This window comes from Mycobacterium sp. BMJ-28 (assembly GCF_054404835.1).
Map to the genome: position 1 here is coordinate 250,197 of NZ_CM136783.1, position 17,219 is coordinate 267,415.

Annotated in this window: 19 protein-coding genes and 1 pseudogene; 8 read left to right on the plus strand and 12 right to left on the minus strand. The window is 66.9% G+C overall.

Features of this window, described 5'->3' with window-relative positions; all coding sequences use genetic code 11:
• Positions 1-90 precede the first annotated feature (90 nt).
• On the plus strand, positions 91-573 hold the full coding sequence (locus ACXPWS_RS01220; protein WP_458710693.1) for a DUF309 domain-containing protein: 483 nt from the start codon (positions 91-93) through the stop codon (positions 571-573).
• Between the two features lie 179 nt (positions 574-752).
• Positions 753-1,481, plus strand: a complete 729-nt coding sequence (locus ACXPWS_RS01225) for a sulfite exporter TauE/SafE family protein (RefSeq protein WP_458710694.1) — start codon at positions 753-755, stop codon at positions 1,479-1,481.
• Between the two features lie 4 nt (positions 1,482-1,485).
• Here the strand turns inward: ACXPWS_RS01225 and ACXPWS_RS01230 are convergent, their stop codons facing one another.
• Positions 1,486-2,985: an alpha/beta hydrolase family protein gene (locus ACXPWS_RS01230; RefSeq protein ID WP_458710695.1), complete on the minus strand. Its 1,500-nt coding sequence runs from the start codon at positions 2,983-2,985 to the stop codon at positions 1,486-1,488.
• A gap of 93 nt (positions 2,986-3,078) precedes the next feature.
• Positions 3,079-4,323 carry a PE-PPE domain-containing protein gene (locus ACXPWS_RS01235; RefSeq protein WP_458710696.1) on the minus strand — a complete coding sequence of 415 codons (1,245 nt, stop codon included), beginning with the start codon at positions 4,321-4,323 and terminating at the stop codon, positions 3,079-3,081.
• A 210-nt stretch (positions 4,324-4,533) separates the two neighbouring features.
• On the opposite strand from ACXPWS_RS01235, the gene ACXPWS_RS01240 reads away from it, so the two are divergent.
• Together ACXPWS_RS01240 and ACXPWS_RS01245 are read left to right on the plus strand one after the other, a co-directional pair.
• Positions 4,534-4,677, plus strand: a complete 144-nt coding sequence (locus tag ACXPWS_RS01240; RefSeq protein WP_458710697.1) for a hypothetical protein — start codon at positions 4,534-4,536, stop codon at positions 4,675-4,677.
• A gap of 40 nt (positions 4,678-4,717) precedes the next feature.
• Entirely contained in the window at positions 4,718-5,068 is a 351-nt protein-coding gene (locus ACXPWS_RS01245; protein ID WP_458710698.1) for a DUF732 domain-containing protein, read from the plus strand.
• Between the two features lie 67 nt (positions 5,069-5,135).
• Here the strand turns inward: ACXPWS_RS01245 and ACXPWS_RS01250 are convergent, their stop codons facing one another.
• Positions 5,136-5,639, minus strand: a complete 504-nt coding sequence (locus tag ACXPWS_RS01250; protein WP_458710699.1) for a lipoprotein LpqH — start codon at positions 5,637-5,639, stop codon at positions 5,136-5,138.
• A gap of 136 nt (positions 5,640-5,775) precedes the next feature.
• The gene (locus ACXPWS_RS01255; RefSeq protein WP_458710700.1) at positions 5,776-6,222 is read right to left on the minus strand and encodes a lipoprotein LpqH; all 447 of its coding nucleotides are present in this window, start codon (positions 6,220-6,222) and stop codon (positions 5,776-5,778) included.
• A gap of 62 nt (positions 6,223-6,284) precedes the next feature.
• On the opposite strand from ACXPWS_RS01255, the gene tgt reads away from it, so the two are divergent.
• A complete protein-coding gene (gene tgt, locus ACXPWS_RS01260; protein ID WP_458710701.1) occupies positions 6,285-7,523 on the plus strand; it encodes a tRNA guanosine(34) transglycosylase Tgt in 1,239 nt (412 codons plus the stop codon).
• 19 nt (positions 7,524-7,542) lie between these two features.
• Positions 7,543-8,784 (plus strand): cytochrome P450, encoded by a 1,242-nt coding sequence (locus ACXPWS_RS01265; protein WP_458710702.1) that lies wholly within the window; start codon positions 7,543-7,545, stop codon positions 8,782-8,784.
• Here ACXPWS_RS01265 and ACXPWS_RS01270 read toward each other — a convergent pair.
• Positions 8,781-9,011 (minus strand): hypothetical protein, encoded by a 231-nt coding sequence (locus tag ACXPWS_RS01270; protein ID WP_458710703.1) that lies wholly within the window; start codon positions 9,009-9,011, stop codon positions 8,781-8,783. The two genes, ACXPWS_RS01265 and ACXPWS_RS01270, sit on opposite strands and share 4 nt — an antisense overlap.
• Before the next feature lie 184 nt (positions 9,012-9,195).
• Here ACXPWS_RS01270 and ACXPWS_RS01275 point away from each other — a divergent pair, with 184 nt between their 5' ends.
• Positions 9,196-10,401 carry a saccharopine dehydrogenase family protein gene (locus tag ACXPWS_RS01275; protein ID WP_458710704.1) on the plus strand — a complete coding sequence of 402 codons (1,206 nt, stop codon included), beginning with the start codon at positions 9,196-9,198 and terminating at the stop codon, positions 10,399-10,401.
• On the opposite strand, the gene ACXPWS_RS01280 is transcribed toward ACXPWS_RS01275, so the two are convergent.
• From ACXPWS_RS01280 to ACXPWS_RS01305, 6 genes and pseudogenes are all read right to left on the minus strand, one after another.
• Positions 10,388-10,666, minus strand: coding sequence for a WhiB family transcriptional regulator (locus ACXPWS_RS01280; protein WP_458710705.1), 279 nt, complete (start codon positions 10,664-10,666; stop codon positions 10,388-10,390). The two genes, ACXPWS_RS01275 and ACXPWS_RS01280, sit on opposite strands and share 14 nt — an antisense overlap.
• A gap of 141 nt (positions 10,667-10,807) precedes the next feature.
• Positions 10,808-11,581, minus strand: a complete 774-nt coding sequence (locus ACXPWS_RS01285; RefSeq protein WP_458710706.1) for an amino acid ABC transporter ATP-binding protein — start codon at positions 11,579-11,581, stop codon at positions 10,808-10,810.
• Complete coding sequence (locus ACXPWS_RS01290; RefSeq protein WP_458713784.1) at positions 11,578-12,984, minus strand: ABC transporter permease subunit; 1,407 nt, start codon at positions 12,982-12,984, stop codon at positions 11,578-11,580. The genes ACXPWS_RS01285 and ACXPWS_RS01290 overlap by 4 nt, the downstream gene beginning before the upstream one ends.
• A 93-nt stretch (positions 12,985-13,077) precedes the next feature.
• Positions 13,078-13,800: pseudogene (locus ACXPWS_RS01295) on the minus strand (transporter substrate-binding domain-containing protein); the annotation flags it as partial.
• A gap of 44 nt (positions 13,801-13,844) precedes the next feature.
• Entirely contained in the window at positions 13,845-14,702 is an 858-nt protein-coding gene (gluQRS, locus tag ACXPWS_RS01300; RefSeq protein ID WP_458710707.1) for a tRNA glutamyl-Q(34) synthetase GluQRS, read from the minus strand.
• A 14-nt stretch (positions 14,703-14,716) separates the two neighbouring features.
• Positions 14,717-15,361 carry an MBL fold metallo-hydrolase gene (locus ACXPWS_RS01305; protein WP_458710708.1) on the minus strand — a complete coding sequence of 215 codons (645 nt, stop codon included), beginning with the start codon at positions 15,359-15,361 and terminating at the stop codon, positions 14,717-14,719.
• 95 nt (positions 15,362-15,456) lie between these two features.
• Between ACXPWS_RS01305 and ACXPWS_RS01310 the strand changes: the two genes are divergently transcribed.
• A complete protein-coding gene (locus tag ACXPWS_RS01310) occupies positions 15,457-16,524 on the plus strand; it encodes an ATP-dependent DNA ligase (RefSeq protein ID WP_458710709.1) in 1,068 nt (355 codons plus the stop codon).
• On the opposite strand, the gene ACXPWS_RS01315 is transcribed toward ACXPWS_RS01310, so the two are convergent.
• A complete protein-coding gene (locus ACXPWS_RS01315; protein WP_458710710.1) occupies positions 16,521-17,180 on the minus strand; it encodes a TetR/AcrR family transcriptional regulator in 660 nt (219 codons plus the stop codon). The two genes, ACXPWS_RS01310 and ACXPWS_RS01315, sit on opposite strands and share 4 nt — an antisense overlap.
• Between the last annotated feature and the right edge of the window lie 39 nt (positions 17,181-17,219).

Consider the following 17,219-nt stretch of genomic DNA (forward strand, 5'->3'; position numbering starts at 1 on the left):
ATCGTCGGAACCCCGGCGGACGAAAGTCCGCCGGGGTTCTTTCGTGTCCGGGTCTTCGAGCCGCCACCGTCTGGGGCGCATGATGGGGGAATGGTCCATCGCGATCGCGACGACACCGGCCGGCCGCGAAGCTCCCGGCCCCGCGACGAGCTGGGCCGGCCCCTGCCACCGGGCAGCACCGGTGTTCCGCGCATCCCGGACGACTTACATCTACCGCCGGAGAAGACGCTCGGCTATGCCCAGGATCTGCTGGATCGAGGTTTGGCTTTCCATGCGCACGAGGTGCTGGAAGCGGCCTGGAAGGACGGCCCCGTCCGGGAGCGGGGGCTGTGGCAGGCACTGGCACAGCTGGCGGTCGGGATCACCCACGTCCAACGCGGTAACCGCGCGGGGGCGATCAAGGTGCTTCGGCGGGCGGGCGCGGGACTTGCCGGCGAGGCCACGGCTGCGCACGACGTCGATACCGCGGGCTTGAGCGCGTACGCGCAGGCGCTGATCAAAGATCTCGACGCGGCCGTGGACATCGCACCCAGAGACCTCCGGCCGCGGTTGACGTTCGGGTCGACGACGTAGCAACAGGCTGTCTGCGATTCAGCCCTATAGTCGAAACCGATAGCGTCTAGGGTTCCGGCGTCGCGCACGTGCCTGGTCCGAGCGACGCCACCGCGGCTCCCGACGAGGCGCGGTCATCTGAACGGACAAAAGCCTGGAGGATCTCCGACGGTGCGCCGCGTGCCATCGAGAAGGTCCTCATGCTCGCACTTCTCGTCCTTCTTCTTCTCGCGCTGGGCGCCGGCGCCCTCGGCGGATTGGTCGGCACCGGCTCGTCGTTGATCCTGCTGCCCGTGCTGGTGCTCCTCGATGGACCGCGGGTGGCTGTACCGGTGATGGCGATAGCGGCCGTGCTCGCCAACGTCGCCCGCGTCGCAGCGTGGTGGCGCCAGATCCGGTGGCGGCCGGTGATCGCCTATGCGTTGCCGGGAACCCCGGCCGCCGTGCTGGGTGCGCACACCTTGATGACCGTTCCGCAGATCGTCGTCGACGGGGTGCTCGCGGCGTTCTTCCTGGCGATGATCCCGATCAGGCGCATCGCGGCGGCGCGGCAGTGGCGGGTACGCCTGTGGCACCTGGCGATCGCGGGTGTGGTCGTCGGCTTCCTGACCGGGCTGGTGCTGTCCACCGGGCCGCTCAGCGTGCCGATCTTCACCGCCTTCGGGCTCAGCGGCGGCGCCTTCCTGGGCTCGGAGGCCGCCAGTGCACTGGTGCTCTACACCGGCAAGCTCGCGACCTTCGGACAGTTGGGTGTGCTTGACCACGACATCGTCATCCGCGGAATCCTCATCGGCGCGGCCCTGATGGTCGGACCGTTCCTGACCCGCCGCATCGTGCGCCGGGTTGCGCCCAGCACCTACGCCGCGATGATCGACGCCGTCCTGGTGGTGTCCGCGGTCGGCATGTGCTGCGCGGTGTTCCGGCACTGAGGTCTCAAGCTGCCACCGTCGCGCTGGCCTTGACCGGCGCCGTCCCGATCACCGTGCCGTGCGCGGTGCCTTTCGGGGTGTCGATGTCGATGATGGTCCCGGGTGCCGGCACGTCGCCCTCGTCGGTGCCGGCGAACCACGCGGTCAGCCACGCGACGGTCAGGTCTTGGACGGCGGGCGGGTTCTGCGCCTGCGGGATCCCTGCGACCAGGTACGCGGCGAACTGGATCAGCGAGTTGCCGCCCTGCATCGAATCCATGTGCACACCACCGGACAGGATCACTCCGTTGAATCGGTCCGGCCGCGCCGTCGAGAGGTCCTGGTTGACGGTGCTGATGAAGTTGAACAGGTTCGGGGGCGCGCCGATCTCGCGGATCGGGACGTATTGGCCGCCGTTGGCCTGATAGGTGTCGAGCTTGCCCAGCGCGTCGGACAGGGTGCTGCCGGTCGGCACCCCGTCCAGCAGGATCACCCCGACCAGGTCCTTCGCGGCGCCGTTCTCGGCCAGGAATCCGGCAGCGCCGGAGACCAGGTTGGCACCCAGCGAATGCCCGGCGAGCGCGAATTTCTGCGGCAGCGCCGCCGTCGCCGGATCCAGGCCGTAGCGGGTGGCATATCCCGCGGCGAGCGCGCTCTGGGTGAGCGCTTCGCGGTTGCCGTCGAACAGGTCGGCAATCTGCGCTGCCATGCCGGTGCCGCCGAGCCAGTGATCGTCACCGGCGAACCAGTTCGACGGCAGGGTCGGGGTGACCACCACGCTGTTGGTGCGCTCGGCGAGATTGGCCGCCGTGTAGCTGTACATCGGGCCCAGCGCGAAGAATCCGTGCTGCAGCAGGATCATCCGGGTGGGCGGCGCCCCGGTATCCGGGTCAGGTTCCGGGTAGTACCAGTTGGCCTGCACCCGCTGCCCGTTGCTCAGCAGGATGGTGGAAGAACGCACCGTGACCGTGCTTTTCGCCGGCAGCACCGGCGGCCCGGTGAACAGCTTCTCCAGCGCCTGCAGCGCGTTGACGGCTACCGATCCGACATTGTTGAACAAATTGGTGACGGCCTTGGCGATCACCTTGATCGGGTTGGATGCCGTGGGCGCGGCCTTGGCGGTGACGGGCTCGGTGGCCAGCCGCAGAGTGGACGGCGCCGCGGTCTTGGCCGCCGGCGGAGTCGTCGCGGGCGAGGCGGTCTTGGCCGGTTCGGACTTCGTCTCCGACGCGGCGGAAAGCTTCGATTCGGCGCTGGATTCGCTCTTGTGCACGGTGTCGGACTGCGTTGCCGAACGGACGGCCGGCTTCTTCTTTTTCTTCTTGGGCGGCACCGCCTCGGTGGCCTTCTCGCCCTGCGCTTCGGTTTTCGGAGTACCGGCACCAGCCGGTGGCGACTGCTGCTCCGACGGCGGTGACCCGGTGGTCCCCGATGTGGTAGCAGGCGACTCGGTGTCGGCCACCGCCACGGCGGCACCGGTCAGCACGCCGGCCGACAGTCCGGCGGTCAATACGCCCGCACTCACCCATCGCGACAAACGCTGCACAGCCGACCCCTCAGTCGAAGCAAACCCGCCCCGATCCTGACAGGAGTCCGCTGCACGCTGGGCGGTTTTGGGTCAGGCGGCCGCGGCGCTGGTGTCGGTGTCGCTCGGTGCCTCGCCGGCGGGCGCGGTCGGCGGATCCTGGGTTCCGGTGGTCGGTGGGTCGGCCTTCTCGGGTTCGGGGTCCGCGACGGTCGGGGTTTTCACCGGGTGGGCTGTCGGTTTCGCACCGGCCAGCGTCGTCGGGGTCACCTTGTTGCCGTCGGTCAGATCGGTGGGCCCGCGCGCCGCCGGGGTGGTGGATACGGACGCGGGCTTCTTCGGTGTCCGGCCCAGCAGGTTGTCCAGCCCCTGGCGTAGTGCCTGAGGGGTGGCGGCTACCGCCTCGGCGATCTTGTGCGGCGGGGTGACCATCGAGAAGGTTTGCCGGACTTCGGGATTCAGGTTCTTTCGGTCGGTGTAGGCCATGTCGACCATCACCTTCAGCATCGGTTCCACCGCGCCGAGCAGGCGCTCCACCGGCTGGCTCACACGCAGCACCGCCGCAACCGCACGGACCGGAGCCAGCAGGGGCAGGTGCTGGTTCGGAATCAAGACGTAGGTGTCGTGGCCGTGCGCCGCATTCTCGACGGTCTTGGTGTAGTTGCCCGCGCCGTCGAGGTGGTCGGAGTCGTAGTAGGCGTCGGGATGGGTGTAGGCGACTGCCAACAGCGAGTTCGCCAGGGCGAGTGGGTTGAAGTACGCCGGAAAGTCGGCGTACGGATCGTATTCGTTGGTCACGTAGGTGGTGTCGTACGCCGTTGGCTGGGCCACCCCCATTCCCGGTATCAGAAAAGGGATCCCGACTCCGGGGAACCGGGCGAAGATCCCGCCGTTGGGGATGAACGGCGCCGCGATCTCGACGAAGCTCAGATTCTCCGGCGCTGGCGCGGCGACATCGGTGCGAAGGTTGCGCTTCTCCTGTTCGGCCAGCAGCGACCCCTCGGAATACGACACGACGATCACCTTCTCCGGCGTCGTCGTCACCAGCTGGTGCAGTCCCGGCATGCCGGTGCGCACGCTGTCGATCATGTTGAGCGACGCGGGGTAGGGCGAAGGCACGTAGTCATACCCATCCGGCACCGCGTCGCCGGAGAGCTTGGCCGGGATGTTCGCGGCGCCCGGATCGCCGCGGCCGCCGAGCCCGATCACCGTGTTGGTCAGCCGGTACAGCAGATCGGATACCAGGACGGCGGCGTTGGGCGCGCAGGCGAGCGCAATCGTCATCGCCAGCACTGCCAACAGCGCCGGCATTTTTCGGGTCGAAGTATGGGCGGCCATGATTCTCCCTCGGCGCACTGTCATAGGGCACCTGAATCAGAGGTTACGCCGGGATGACGTTGCTGTGCCGAAATTGACACATCCGCGTCATGTGGGCGTGTGCGCCGTGTCCCTGCGCGTTCGCCGGCGGTTTACCTTCGCGGTGATATTCGTCAAAGTATGGGCGCGCCAATCGAATTGGCGGCAGCACTGTGTCACAGTGGACCCATCATGGCGAACAGGGTGAAGAGGTCGGCGGTGTGGCGGGACCCGTTGTCGTTGTCCTTCGAGGTGCACCGGCGGGTATTGCTGGCGCGGCTGCGCCGACATCAGCGCCGGCACCCGGCCGGGGCTCCGGTTTCGCCGCGTCGCTGATCGGGTTCGTGGCCGCTGGTGACGCGCTAGAGTTCTGGCCATGCAGGCAGTTCGGGGTTTCGTCGTCGCGGGTGCGCTCGCCCTGGGACTGGCGGGAGTCGCCGCGCCCGCCGCCCACGCGGATGTCGTGGCGTATCTGGTGAATGTGACTGTGCGGCCCGGTTACAACTTCCCCAATGCCGACGCCGCCGTCGGGTATGGCCAGAGCATCTGCGACAGGGTGGCGGGTAAGAAACCCTACGCACAGTTGGTCAACGAGGTGAAGGGCGACTTCAACACCGCCGACGACTATCAGGGCGCCTACCTGATCAACCAGGCCGTCAACGAGTTGTGCCCGGCCCAGATCTGGCAGTTGCGCCAGTCCGCTGCCGGCTACACCGGCTCGGCCTGACTCTTTCCTACGACAACGGCGGCGCCCCGATTCGGGACGCCGCCGTCGTCATGTCCTGCTGCCCGGGTCAGTTCGGGCAGGTGACCTCGATGGTGAACGGCTTGTTCACCGGCGTCATGGGGTTGGCCATGTCGATGCCGGTGGCGGTGCCGCTGATCTTGTAGGTCTTGCCGTCCTTCTCGGCCTTCGCCTCGCCCTGGCCGGCCCCGGACTGGTAGCCCAGGGTGACGCCGTTGACGTTGCCCAGGCCCACCGAGGTGACGGTCGGGGTGTCGCCGTCGCTGAGGACGGCGGCGATGCCGGTGGCGGCCTCGCCGATGGCGATGTTGACGTTGCCGCCCATGGTGGCGCACACGACCGAGCCGTTCACGGTCTGGTCGGCGCCGTCGATGGTGACCTTGGTCCCGCCCGAGCCGGAACTCACGCTCGGCGATGCCGAGGCCGACGCCGAGCTGGAGCTCTTTTCCGAGCTGGATGAGCTGGAGGACTTTTTGTCATCCGAGGAACAGCCGGACAGTCCGGCGATCAGAATCGCCGCGCCACCCAGGGCGACCACGAATTCACGCTTCACGACCGATCTCCTTAACTTGTGCGATCCCTTTTCAAGATCGCTTGATGATCCCTGAGCAGTATGGAGCTCGGCGCAGACATAGATACCGTTATGCGCGAAAATCTTGACGATGCGTCACCTGCGGGTAAACCGCAGTTCAGCACGCCACCTTCACGGTGAACCGGCTCTGCGCGCTGAAGCTGGCATTGTCGGTGCGGAATCCCTGGGCCGTCCCGGAGATGTCGTAGGTCCGGCCGGTCATGCTCACGGTGGCGTCCGGCTGGCCGAGCCCGGCGTTGTAGCTGCCGGTGAATCCGCCCACATTCCGGAAGCTGACCGCTTCCGCGGTGAGCGCGTCCTGGTTGGACACCATGACGCTGATCCCGGAGGTGTCATCACCGGTCTTGATGGTGGTGAGGAAGCCCGCGGGTGAGCAGCTCACCGCGTGGGTGGTGCCGGCGTCGCGGCCGTCGATGGTGATCTGGGCGGTGCCCGGGCTGAGCGTGCCCGGCAGTGCGGCCGGTTGCGGGGACGATGAGCATGCGGCCGCGCTCGCCGTGACGGCGGCCAGCGCCGCGATGCCGGCCAGCGATCTCATCCTCATGTAGTGAATCTACGACCGAGAGCGGCCACGCACCGGGACTTCGCGGTTGATTGAATGTCGGGGTGAGCGAGCAGTATTTCGATGTGCAGGCCGAACTGCCTGGCGGTCCGGGCCGGGTCGGGGTCATCCACACCCCGCACGGTGACATTCAAACCCCGGCGTTCATCGCCGTCGGAACCCAGGCAACGGTCAAGGCGGTGCTGCCCGAGACGATGAAAGAGATTGGGGCACAGGCAATTCTGGCCAACGCCTACCATCTGTACCTGCAGCCGGGCCCCGACGTCGTGGATGAGGCCGGCGGCTTGGGTGCGTTCATGAACTGGCCAGGCCCGACCTTCACCGACAGCGGCGGCTTCCAGGTGCTCTCTCTGGGGGTCGGGTTCAAGAAGGTGCTCGCGATGGACGCGACGCGGGTGCAAGCCGACGACATCATCGCCGAGGGCAAGGAAAGGCTGGCCCACGTCGATGAGGACGGGGTGACCTTCCGTTCGCATATCGACGGTTCGTCGCACCGTTTCACCCCCGAGGTGTCGATCGGCATCCAGCATCAGCTCGGGGCGGACATCATCTTCGCCTTCGACGAGCTCACCACGCTGGTGAACACCCGTGGCTACCAGGAGCAGTCGGTGCGCCGCACGCACGACTGGGCGGTGCGCTGCCTGGCGGAGCACCACCGGCTCACGGCGGCCCGGCCGGGCAAGCCGGCGCAGGCGTTGTTCGGTGTGGTGCAGGGCGCGCAGTATGAGGATTTGCGTCGGCAGGCGACCCGCGGACTCGTCTCCATCGTCGACGAGGACGGCCGCGGCTTCGATGGGTACGGCATCGGGGGTGCGCTGGAGAAGCAGAATCTGGCCACCATCGTCGGCTGGGTGACCAGTGAACTGCCCGCCGACAAGCCGAGGCACCTGTTGGGGATCAGTGAGCCCGACGACCTGTTCGCCGCGGTGGCCGCGGGCGCGGACACCTTCGACTGTGTCTCCCCGTCACGGGTGGCCCGCAATGCGGCCGTGTATTCGGTGACGGGGCGCTACAACATCACCGGGGCGCGCTACCGCAGGGACTTCACCCCGATCGACGCCGAATGCGATTGCTACACCTGCGCGCATTACACCCGGGCCTACCTGCACCACCTGTTCAAGGCCAAGGAGATGCTGGCCTCGACGTTGTGCACGATCCACAACGAGCGGTTCACCATCCGGCTGGTCGACCAGATCCGCGCGGCCATCCTGGCCGGTGAGTTCGACGAGCTGCGCGAGCACGTTCTGGGCCACTACTACGGGACGGACCTGCGGCCTTCTTAGACGCATGCACAATAAGGGCATGGCGACAGGCGTTGGGACGAGCACAGATCAAGCCGACGCGCAGACGCTGCTGGTCCAGATGCTCGACCCGGCAGTGCGTGCGGACCCGTACCCGGTGTTCGCGCGGATCCGCGAACAAGGACCGATGGTTCTGCCGGACGCCAGCATGGTGGTGTTCTCCGGATTCGCGCACTGTGACGAAGTGCTGCGGCATCCGTCCTCGTGCAGCGACGGGATGAAATCGTCGGTGGTGCAGCGGCAGATCGCCGAAGGGATCGCTCCTCAGCGGACCGCGACTCCGGGATTCCTGTTCCTCGATCCGCCCGACCACACGCGGCTGCGCAGGCTCGCCCAGCAAGCTTTCTCGCCCAAGGTGGTTCGCGCGCTGGAGCCCGAGATCAACGCCCTGGTAGGCGAACTGCTGGCCCACGCGGACGCCCCGGGCGGCCTGGACGTGGTACCCGACCTTGCCTACCCATTGCCGGTCGCGGTGATCTGTCGGCTGCTCGGCGTCCCCCTGGAAGACGAACCGCAATTCAGTCATGCCGCGGCGCTGCTGGCGCAGGGGCTCGATCCGATCATGACGCTGACCGGCCAGAGCTCCGACAACGCCGACGAGCGCCTGCAGGCCGGCGAATGGATGCGCGCCTACCTGGGCGAGCTGATCGAGCGCCGGCGCGCGACCCCACGCCCGGACATGATCTCCGCGCTCATCGCGGCGGAGGAGGACGGAGACCAGCTGACTGCCGACGAGATCGTCGCCACCTGCAATCTGTTGCTCATCGCCGGTCACGAGACCACGGTCAACCTGATCGCCAACGCCGTCCAGGCGATGCTGCGCGACCCGGCGCAATGGGCAGCGCTGGCGGCCGACCCGGAGCGGGCCAACCTGGTCATCGAGGAGACGTTGCGCTACGACCCGCCGGTGCAACTGGTGATGCGGATAGCCGGCGACGACATGACGGTCGACGGCACGCGGATTCCCGCGGGCGACAGCATCCTGCTGCTGCTGGCCGCCGCGCACCGCGACCCGGACGCCTTCGATCGGCCGGACACCTTCGATCCCGACCGGGAGGGATTGCGGCACTTGGCTTTCGGCAAGGGGCCGCACTTCTGTCTGGGCGCCCCGCTGGCCCGGCTGGAGGCTCGTATCGCCCTGGCCGGGCTGGCGCGGCGGTTCCCGGATGCCCGGTTGACGGCCGAGCCGGAGTACAAGCCGAATGTCACGCTGCGCGGGCTGGCGTCGCTGCGGATCCGCTAGGGGTGGTGCACCATGCCGACCCAGCCGTTGAACTGTGGGGCTTGGGGCGCCTTGATGGTCGGGGTGGCGACCACCTGGATGTGACCGGCGGTCTGACAGATGGTCGCGCCGGCGCCGAGCGGTTTGCACGGCGGACCCGCGGGGGCGGCCGAAGCCGGGAGGGCGAGGGCGAGCGCGGCGGCTCCGGAGATGAAGGCGGCGGCGGCGAAGAGTGGGACGGTGCGCATGTCTGCGGTCCTTTCGGGGGATGCACTCAGCCTCGCGGCTGGACCCGGCCGGCACAGCGGTGCTGTCCCCACACATTCATGGGGGTTATCCTGAATGCGATTTCCGTTGCCAGTTGCCATAAATTGGACGTATTCCGTCGCGATAGTCGCGAAATCTAGATGAATCCGCACTAACATCGCCGGCATGCGGATTCTCCTGGTGGGTGCAGGCGGTGTGGGATCGGCGTTCTGCTCGATCGCCGCGCGGCGCGACTTCTTCGAACGGATCGTGGTGTGCGATTACGACGAGGCCCAGGCGTGCCGGGTGGCCGACGGCGTCGGCGACGACCGGTTCACCGGTGTGCGCGTCGACGCGGGTTCGGCGGCGGCGATCGCGGACCTGGTGCGCCGGCACGGCATCACGCATGTGATGAACGCTGTCGACCCGCGCTTCGTGATGCCGGTCTTCAACGGGGCGATCACCGGCGGTGCCGACTATCTGGACATGGCGATGAGCCTGTCGCGGCGCCATCCCGAGCGACCTTACGAACTTCCCGGCGTGAAACTCGGCGACGAGCAATTCGCCGCCGAACCGGACTGGCGGCAGGCGGGCCGGCTCGCGCTGGTCGGCATCGGGGTGGAACCGGGCCTGTCGGACGTCTTCGCCCGGTACGCGGCCGATCACCTGTTCGCCGATATCGACGAACTCGGCACCCGCGACGGCTCCAACCTCACCGTGGACGGCTATGAGTTCGCGCCGTCGTTCTCCATCTGGACCACCATCGAGGAATGCCTCAATCCGCCGGTGATCTGGGAGGCCGACCGCGGCTGGTTCACCACCGAACCATTCAGCGAGCCAGAGGTTTTCGACTTTCCCGGCGGGATCGGTCCGGTCGAGTGCGTGAATGTCGAACACGAAGAGGTACTGCTGATGCCGCGCTGGGTGAAATGCCGGCGGGCCACCTTCAAGTACGGGCTGGGTGCTGAATTCATCGACGTGCTCAAGACGCTGCACAAGCTGGGGCTCGATCGCACGGACAAGGTTTCGGTCGGGGGGCAGCTGGTCAGCCCGCGCGATGTGGTGGCGGCCTGCCTGCCCAATCCGGCGACGCTGGGTCCGCGGATGACGGGCAAGACGTGCGCCGGGCTGTGGGTGACCGGCACCGGCACGGACGGTGAGCCGCGCTCGACCTACCTATACCACGTGGTGGACAACGAGTGGTCGATGGCCGAGTACGGGCATCAGTGCGTGGTGTGGCAGACCGCGATCAATCCCGTTGTCGCCTTGGAACTTCTGGCGAACGGCAGTTGGTCGGGTGCCGGTGTGCTCGGTCCGGAGGCGTTCGATCCGGTTCCGTTCCTGGATCTGCTGACCGCGTACGGATCGCCCTGGGGGATCAAGGAACTCTGAGGCGCGCGGCGCGGGCCTCCAGAAAACGTCTCCGGTCGTCCTCGGACAGGCCGCCCCAGGTGCCGAAGGCTTCCTCGAAGGCGATCGAGTGTTCGCCGCATTCGCGTGCCACCGGACAACTGGCGCAGACCTCGCGCGCCATCTGCTGGCGGCGTTTACGGGCCTGGCCCCGCTCGCCGTCCGGGTGGAAGAACAGGCTGGCGTCCCCGTTCCGGCATCGTGCCCGGAGCTGCCATTCCCGGTCTTGCAGCGCGACCGCGCCCATCGTTGCTCCTTCCTGCAAGTGACCTCGATCACCATTCGGCCTGACGGTATCCGCCGCCGGGGAGCATGTCCAGACAAACATACATAGTGGTATGTCAGTCGTGAGCGTTCTACGTGGGTCGCCCGGGCCGGCGACCGGGCGTCACAGCGGATTGAGAATCCGGTCCAGGAACTGCCGGGTGCGCTCCTCCTTCGGGTTCCCGATGACCTCATCGGGACTCCCCTTTTCCAGGATGACGCCCTGGTCGGTGAACAGCACCTGATTCGATACCTGCCTGGCGAACTGGATTTCGTGTGTGACGATCACCAGCGTCCAACCTTGCACTGCCAGATCCTTGATGACGGAGAGCACCTCGCCGACCAGTTCCGGGTCCAGCGCCGAGGTGGGTTCGTCGAAAAGCACCAGCTTCGGCTTGAGGGCCAGTGCCCGGGCGATGCCCACCCGCTGCTGCTGACCGCCGGACAGCTGGAACGGGTACTGGTCGCGTTTGGCGGCCAATCCGACCTGATCCAGCAATGCGACGGCTTCCGCGACAGCCTCCTCCTTCGGCCGTTTCTGGACGATCACCGGTCCCTCGATGATGTTCTGCAGCACCGTCTTGTGCGGGAACAGGTTGTGCCCCTGGAACACGAACCCGCTGCGCGACTGGAACCGGCGCACCTCGGGTTTCGGTGTCGGCGTGGAGAAGTCGATCTCGACGTCATCCACCCGTATCACGCCCGCGTCGGCCCTGTCGAGGGCGTTGAGGGTGCGCAGTAGGGTGGTCTTACCCGACCCGGACGGGCCGATGATGGTTGTCGCCGTGCCCTTTTCCACGTTGAACGAGACGCCTTTGAGCACCTTGTTGTCGCCGAAGGCCTTCTCGACCCCCTCGGCTGTGACGCGGTACTCGACCTCGTCCTCGGTTTCACTCATCGCGCCACGTACCTCTCCAGTCGGTGTTCCAGGCGGCCCTGGCCGAAGGACAGCACCAGGCAGATCACCCAGTAGTACGCCGCTGCCGTGCCGTAGAGGGCAAAGAACTCGAATGTCGGGGCGGCGACGATCTGAGCCTGCCGCAGTAGTTCGGTGACCAGAATCGTCGATGCCAGCGAGGTGTCTTTGACCAGTGAGATCAGGGTATTCGAAAGCGGTGGTACGGCCACCCGCGCGGCTTGCGGCAGGATGATTCGCTTCAGCGCCCCGGCGTAGTTGAAGCCGATCGTCTCGGCGGCCTCCCACTGCCCCTTCGGGATGCTCTGGATCGCCGACCGGATGATCTCCGCCGCGTAACCGCCGACATTGAGACTGAATGCGATCACCGCGGCGGGGAACGGGTCGATCTTCACGCCGAGTTGGGGGAGCGCGTAGAACACGATGAACAACTGCACCAGCAGCGGTGTGCCGCGGATGATCGAGATGTAGAAGCGCGCGGCGTTGGTGAGGATGACGTTCGGCGAAAGCCGGGCCAGTGCCACAGCCAACGCGATGACGAGTCCGACCGCGAAGCTGATGATGGTCAGCGGGATCGTCGCCGTGATGGCCGCCTTGGCCAGCGGCCACAGGTTGTCGAGGATCAGTTGCCACGCCGAGCGGGCCGCCGGCGCGTTCTGCTGCGCGCCGCCGGGCAGCGGACCCGTACCGGCCTGCCCGGCTCCGGTGGCGTCGGCCTTGAGGTAGCGCTGGGAGATCTCGGCGAGCTTGCCCGATGCCCGCAGCGCATCGATGGCGCCGTTGAGTTCTGGTAGGTAGCCACTGTCCTTGCGGGCCGCGAGTGCCTGCTCACTCTTCTCGGCGGTCTTCGCCGCGATCTTGATCGACTTGTCGCCGGTCTCGGCGAGGTAGGCGTATACCGCGATGCTGTCGTTGACGGTCGCATCGATGCGGCCCTGATTGAGCAGCGTGATCGCCTGGGCGAAGCCCTCCACCGACTGCACGTCGGCCCCGGCGTCGCGGGCGACCTGCGCCCAGTTGCTGGTGATCGACTGGGCGGTCGTCTTGCCCTTCAGATCGGCCAGCGACTTGATCGAATCATTGTCGGCCTTGGTGACGATCACGCCCTCACCCACCGAGTAGGGCTTCGTCAGATCGTACTTTCCTTGCCGCTCCGGAGTGATCGTCACCTCGTTGGCGACGACGTCGAAGCGGTTGGCCTCCAGTGCGGCGAAGATGGAATCCCATGGTGTTTCGACGAATTCGACCTTCACTCCGAGGTCCTCGCCGAGGGCCTTTGCGACGTCGACGTCGTACCCGGCCAGCTGACCGGTCTTGGGATCGTGGTAGCTGAACGGTGCGTAGGTGCCCTCTGTCCCGACGCGCAGCACCCCGGATGACCTGATCGGTGTCGACGGCGGCGTTCCCGTTGCGTCGGCCTTGAGGTACTTCTGCGAGATGCCGGCCAGCGTTCCGTCGGCGCGCAGTTCCCCGAGTGCCTTGTCCAGTTCCGGTAGGTTGCCGCTGTTCTTGCGGGCGGCGAAGCCCTGCTCGCTCTTCTCGCCGACGGTGCCTGCGATCTTCACCGATTTGTCGCCCGTCTCGGCGAGGTAGGCGTAGACGGCGATGCTGTCGTTGATGACGACGTCGACGCGGCCCTGATTGAGCAGCGTGATCGCCTGGGAAAAGCCCTCGACGGTCTCGACGTTGGCACCGGCCTTGCGGGCGACATCGGACCAGTTGCTGGTGGCGCTTTCGGCCGCAGTCTTGCCCCTGACATCCGCAAGGGTCTTGATGGAGTTGTCGTCAGTGCGGGTGACGATCACGCCCTCGCCCACGGTGTACGGCTGCGACAAGTCGTATTTGGCCTGGCGTTCGGGGTTGATGGTCACCTGGTTGGCCACGACGTCGAAGCGGTCCGCTTCGAGTGCGGCGAAAATCGAGTCCCACGGGGTCTCGACGAATTCCACCTTCACGCCGAGTTTCTGGCCGACCGCCTTGGCGACGTCGACGTCATATCCGACCAGTTCACCGGTTTTGGGATCGTGGTAGCTGAACGGCGAATACGTTCCCTCGGTACCGACCCGGAGTACGCCCGCCGACCTGATGGGATCAGCGCCGGTGTTCTCGGACCCGCAGCCCGCGGCCAGCAGCGTGGCGAGCAGCGTGATCACCAGCAGCACCGCGGGCAACCGGCCGGGTCGTCGAAGGGGGAAGCTCACCGGCGCAACCTAGCAACGCGCTGCCGATATCCCAACGGTTTCGATCAACCCGGCTGGTAAATCCAGGGCCGGGTGGGCAGCGCCCGTGCGTCGAACCGGGCCAGCATCTCCGTGGGCGGGCCCGCCGGGAGATCCAGCGAAGCGGCGATATGGGCGAGTGCGCGATCGACCCCGATCTCGGGGAGGGTGACCGCACCGTCCCGCTTGGCCAGGCGTTTGCCCTCGGCATTGAGCACCAGCGGCACGTGCGCGTAGACCGGCGCCGGATAGCCGAGCAGCGCCGCCAGGTAGGCCTGGCGCGGCGACGACGACAGCAGGTCGTCACCGCGCACCACCTGATCGATGCCCTGGGCGGCGTCGTCGACCACCACGGCCAGGTTGTAGGCGGGCACGCCGTCACCGCGGCGCAACACGAAATCGTCCACCACGCCGGTGTATTCGCCGTGCAGCAGATCGGTGACGGTGAACTGGTAGGTGTCGCTGCGCAACCGCAGGGCCGCCGGCCGGTGACCGCGGGACCTCGGCGCGAGGTCGCGGCAGGTGCCGGGATAGGCGCCCTCGGGTGCGTGTGGCGCGCGCGGTGCGGCCAGAATGTCCTTTCTGCTGCAATAACATTCGTACACCAGGCCGCGTTCGGTGAGCTCGGTGATGACGGCGTCGTAGCGAGCCTGGTGGGCGGACTGATATTCCGGCGCTTCATCGGCGGTCACCCCGATCGCCGCCAGGTCGGCCAGCTGGCGGGCCGCCACCTCGCTGAAGGTGCGATCGTCGAGGTCTTCCACCCGGATCAGGAACCGCCTGCCGGTCGACCTGGCGAACAGCCAGGCCAAAATCGCGGTGCGGAGATTGCCGATGTGCAGGTCGGCCGACGGGCTGGGGGCGAACCGGCCGGCTGCAGTCATGCTCCGAACCTAGATCAGGCCACCAGCGCCAGCCGTTCGCGGGCCTGCGCGACGCATCCGGCCCAACGCCGCGCACCGGGCACGTGTACCCCCGACGCGCCGGGGAACGCGCTCGTGATCACCAGATCCGGCTGCAGACTGGCGAGCACCTGCAGACTCCGCGCCAGTGAGTGTGCCTCGCTGAGGCTCGGTATATAGCCGGGAATCCAGTTGCCGTCGGGATCCTGCATGATCGTGTCGCCGGTGAACAGGTAGCTCTGGCCGTTCATCCCGGGCACCAGGTAGCAGGTGCTGCCCGGGGAGTGGCCCGGTGTCGGGATCACCTCGATGCCGTTGCGGTCGACGTGCCTGCTGCCGACGGGGACGTCCACGTGGGCGTGCATGCCGATGTCGAGCAGTTCGGCGGCCGGGGCGTGCAATTGTGCGGCGTAGCGCTCGCTGATCGAGCGCAGCATCGGGCCGGCCTCGCGGTGGTGCGACAGGTACTGGTGGGCCACCCCACCGAGGGCGTCGAATTCGCCGAAGTCGTCGTCGGTCTCGGTGCTGTAGAACAACACGTTGCCGGTTTCGCCGCCGGTCCACAGGTAGGCATGGGTGGCGATGCCCGGCAATGGCCGTTCCGTGCTGGTTTCCCACAGGTCGGCGCGGATCTGTCGCATGGGTACCTCCTCATTGCATTGGGTACAGCCTGAAACATCAACCCGTGTTGAGGTCAAGCGATTTATCGCCAGGATGGATGGGAGATAGTGGTTCGATGAGCCTGCCGGTCCAGCCGCCGATCAAGCCGATGCTCGCCAAGGCCGTGTCGTCCATCCCGCCGGATGCGATCTATGAGCCCAAGTGGGACGGTTTCCGCTCGATCTGTTTTCGCGACGGCGGCGACATCGAGTTCGGCAGCCGTAACGAACGGCCATTGACCAGGTACTTTCCCGAGCTCGTCGAGGCGGCCGAACGTGAGTTGCCCAGTCGCTGCGTGATCGATGGCGAGATCGTGGTCGCGACCGCGACGGGCCTCGATTTCGACGCGCTGCAACAGCGTATCCACCCGGCAGCCAGTCGCGTCGCGCTGCTGTCCGTCAAAACGAAAGCCTCGTTCATCGCGTTCGATCTGCTGGCGGCCGGTGACGAGAACTACATGGGATTGCCGTTCGAGCAGCGGCGGGCGCGGTTGGCCGAGGTGATGAGGCGGTCGGGTCCGCGGTTCCACCTCACCCCGGCGACCACCGACCAGGGCACCGCACAGCGGTGGTTCGCCGAGTTCGAGGGTGCGGGCCTGGACGGCATCATCGCCAAACCCGCCGCGCTTGGCTATCTGCCGGACAAACGCGTGATGTTCAAGATCAAGCACCAGCGGACGGCGGATTGTGTGGTGGCCGGCTACCGCCTGCACAAGTCCGGCGCCGACGCCGTCGGCTCGCTGCTGCTGGGCCTGTACAAGGGCGATGACCTGGCCTCGGTGGGGGTGATCGGCGCCTTCCCGATGGCCACCCGCCGGGCGCTGCTCACCGAGCTGCAGCCGCTGGTCTGCGCGTTCGACGACCATCCTTGGAACTGGGCGGCGCAGGTGGCCGCCGATCCCGATCTCGCGCGCCGCCACGACGGGGGTTCGCGGTGGAACGCGGGTAAGGATCTGTCCTTCGTCCCGTTGCGGCCCGAGCGGGTGGTGGAGGTGCGATACGACTACATGGAGGGTGAAAGATTCAGGCATACAGCGCAATTCAACCGCTGGCGGCCCGACCGGGATCCGCGCTCATGCACCTTCGCACAGTTGGAGCAACCGGCGGCCATCGATCTGCGGCGCATCATCGCCGGCCTGGACTAAGAGTTACCCGCCGGATCCCAGCCCTGCATGGCCGCGTCCATCTGATCCTCGGCCAGGGCATCCACCCCCAGCGGGTGCCGGTCGTCGCGATTGCGCATCCCCTCCAGGAGCAGCGCCACATACCGGCGCCACAGTTCGGGTTCCACGTGCCCGGCCCACTCGCTGACGGTGCCGGCCAGCAGGCCCATGATCGGCATGTCGGTGTGCTCGATATCGGGGCGCAGGTGGCCGTCGTCGCGGGCCCGCTCGATGAGTTTCAACATGTGCGGCGCCAGGCGGTCGCGGGCGCACTCGACGCCGTACCCGCCGTAGGCGGTGCTGTAGACCATCTCACGTAGGCCGCGGTCGGTGGCGGTCAGTTCGCACATGTGCTCCACGAACCAGACGAATCCGTCCCACGAATCTTCTTGTTGCACGGCCTCTTCGGCAAGAGCGACCAGTTGTTCGATACCGTCTTCGAAGATCGCGTCGACCAGATCCTCTTTGGTGGCGAATCGGCGGTAGACGGTGCCGACCCCGACGTTCGCGTGGTGGGCCACGTCGTTGAGGGTGGCCTCCATGCCCTTGACCGCGAACAGTTCGCGTGCGGCCTGGAGCACGCGCTGCCGGTTGCGCTCGGCGTCCTTGCGCAGCCCGCGGCATGGTTTGTCAATCACGCGCCCCACATTAGTGATGTGCCTTACGAATGCCAATAA

Excerpts from the sequence above, each read along its gene's own strand:
- ACXPWS_RS01220 (WP_458710693.1), top strand. The coding sequence starts at position 91 with ATGGTCCATCGCGATCGCGACGACACCGGCCGGCCGCGAAGCTCCCGG.
- ACXPWS_RS01225 (WP_458710694.1), top strand. The coding sequence starts at position 753 with ATGCTCGCACTTCTCGTCCTTCTTCTTCTCGCGCTGGGCGCCGGCGCC.
- ACXPWS_RS01235 (WP_458710696.1), bottom strand. The coding sequence starts at position 4,323 with ATGGCCGCCCATACTTCGACCCGAAAAATGCCGGCGCTGTTGGCAGTG.
- ACXPWS_RS01240 (WP_458710697.1), top strand. The coding sequence starts at position 4,534 with ATGGCGAACAGGGTGAAGAGGTCGGCGGTGTGGCGGGACCCGTTGTCG.
- ACXPWS_RS01245 (WP_458710698.1), top strand. The coding sequence starts at position 4,718 with ATGCAGGCAGTTCGGGGTTTCGTCGTCGCGGGTGCGCTCGCCCTGGGA.
- ACXPWS_RS01255 (WP_458710700.1), bottom strand. The coding sequence starts at position 6,222 with ATGAGGATGAGATCGCTGGCCGGCATCGCGGCGCTGGCCGCCGTCACG.
- ACXPWS_RS01265 (WP_458710702.1), top strand. The coding sequence starts at position 7,543 with ATGGCGACAGGCGTTGGGACGAGCACAGATCAAGCCGACGCGCAGACG.
- ACXPWS_RS01270 (WP_458710703.1), bottom strand. The coding sequence starts at position 9,011 with ATGCGCACCGTCCCACTCTTCGCCGCCGCCGCCTTCATCTCCGGAGCC.
- ACXPWS_RS01275 (WP_458710704.1), top strand. The coding sequence starts at position 9,196 with ATGCGGATTCTCCTGGTGGGTGCAGGCGGTGTGGGATCGGCGTTCTGC.
- ACXPWS_RS01280 (WP_458710705.1), bottom strand. The coding sequence starts at position 10,666 with ATGGGCGCGGTCGCGCTGCAAGACCGGGAATGGCAGCTCCGGGCACGA.
- ACXPWS_RS01285 (WP_458710706.1), bottom strand. The coding sequence starts at position 11,581 with ATGAGTGAAACCGAGGACGAGGTCGAGTACCGCGTCACAGCCGAGGGG.
- gluQRS (WP_458710707.1), bottom strand. The coding sequence starts at position 14,702 with ATGACTGCAGCCGGCCGGTTCGCCCCCAGCCCGTCGGCCGACCTGCAC.
- ACXPWS_RS01305 (WP_458710708.1), bottom strand. The coding sequence starts at position 15,361 with ATGCGACAGATCCGCGCCGACCTGTGGGAAACCAGCACGGAACGGCCA.
- ACXPWS_RS01310 (WP_458710709.1), top strand. The coding sequence starts at position 15,457 with ATGAGCCTGCCGGTCCAGCCGCCGATCAAGCCGATGCTCGCCAAGGCC.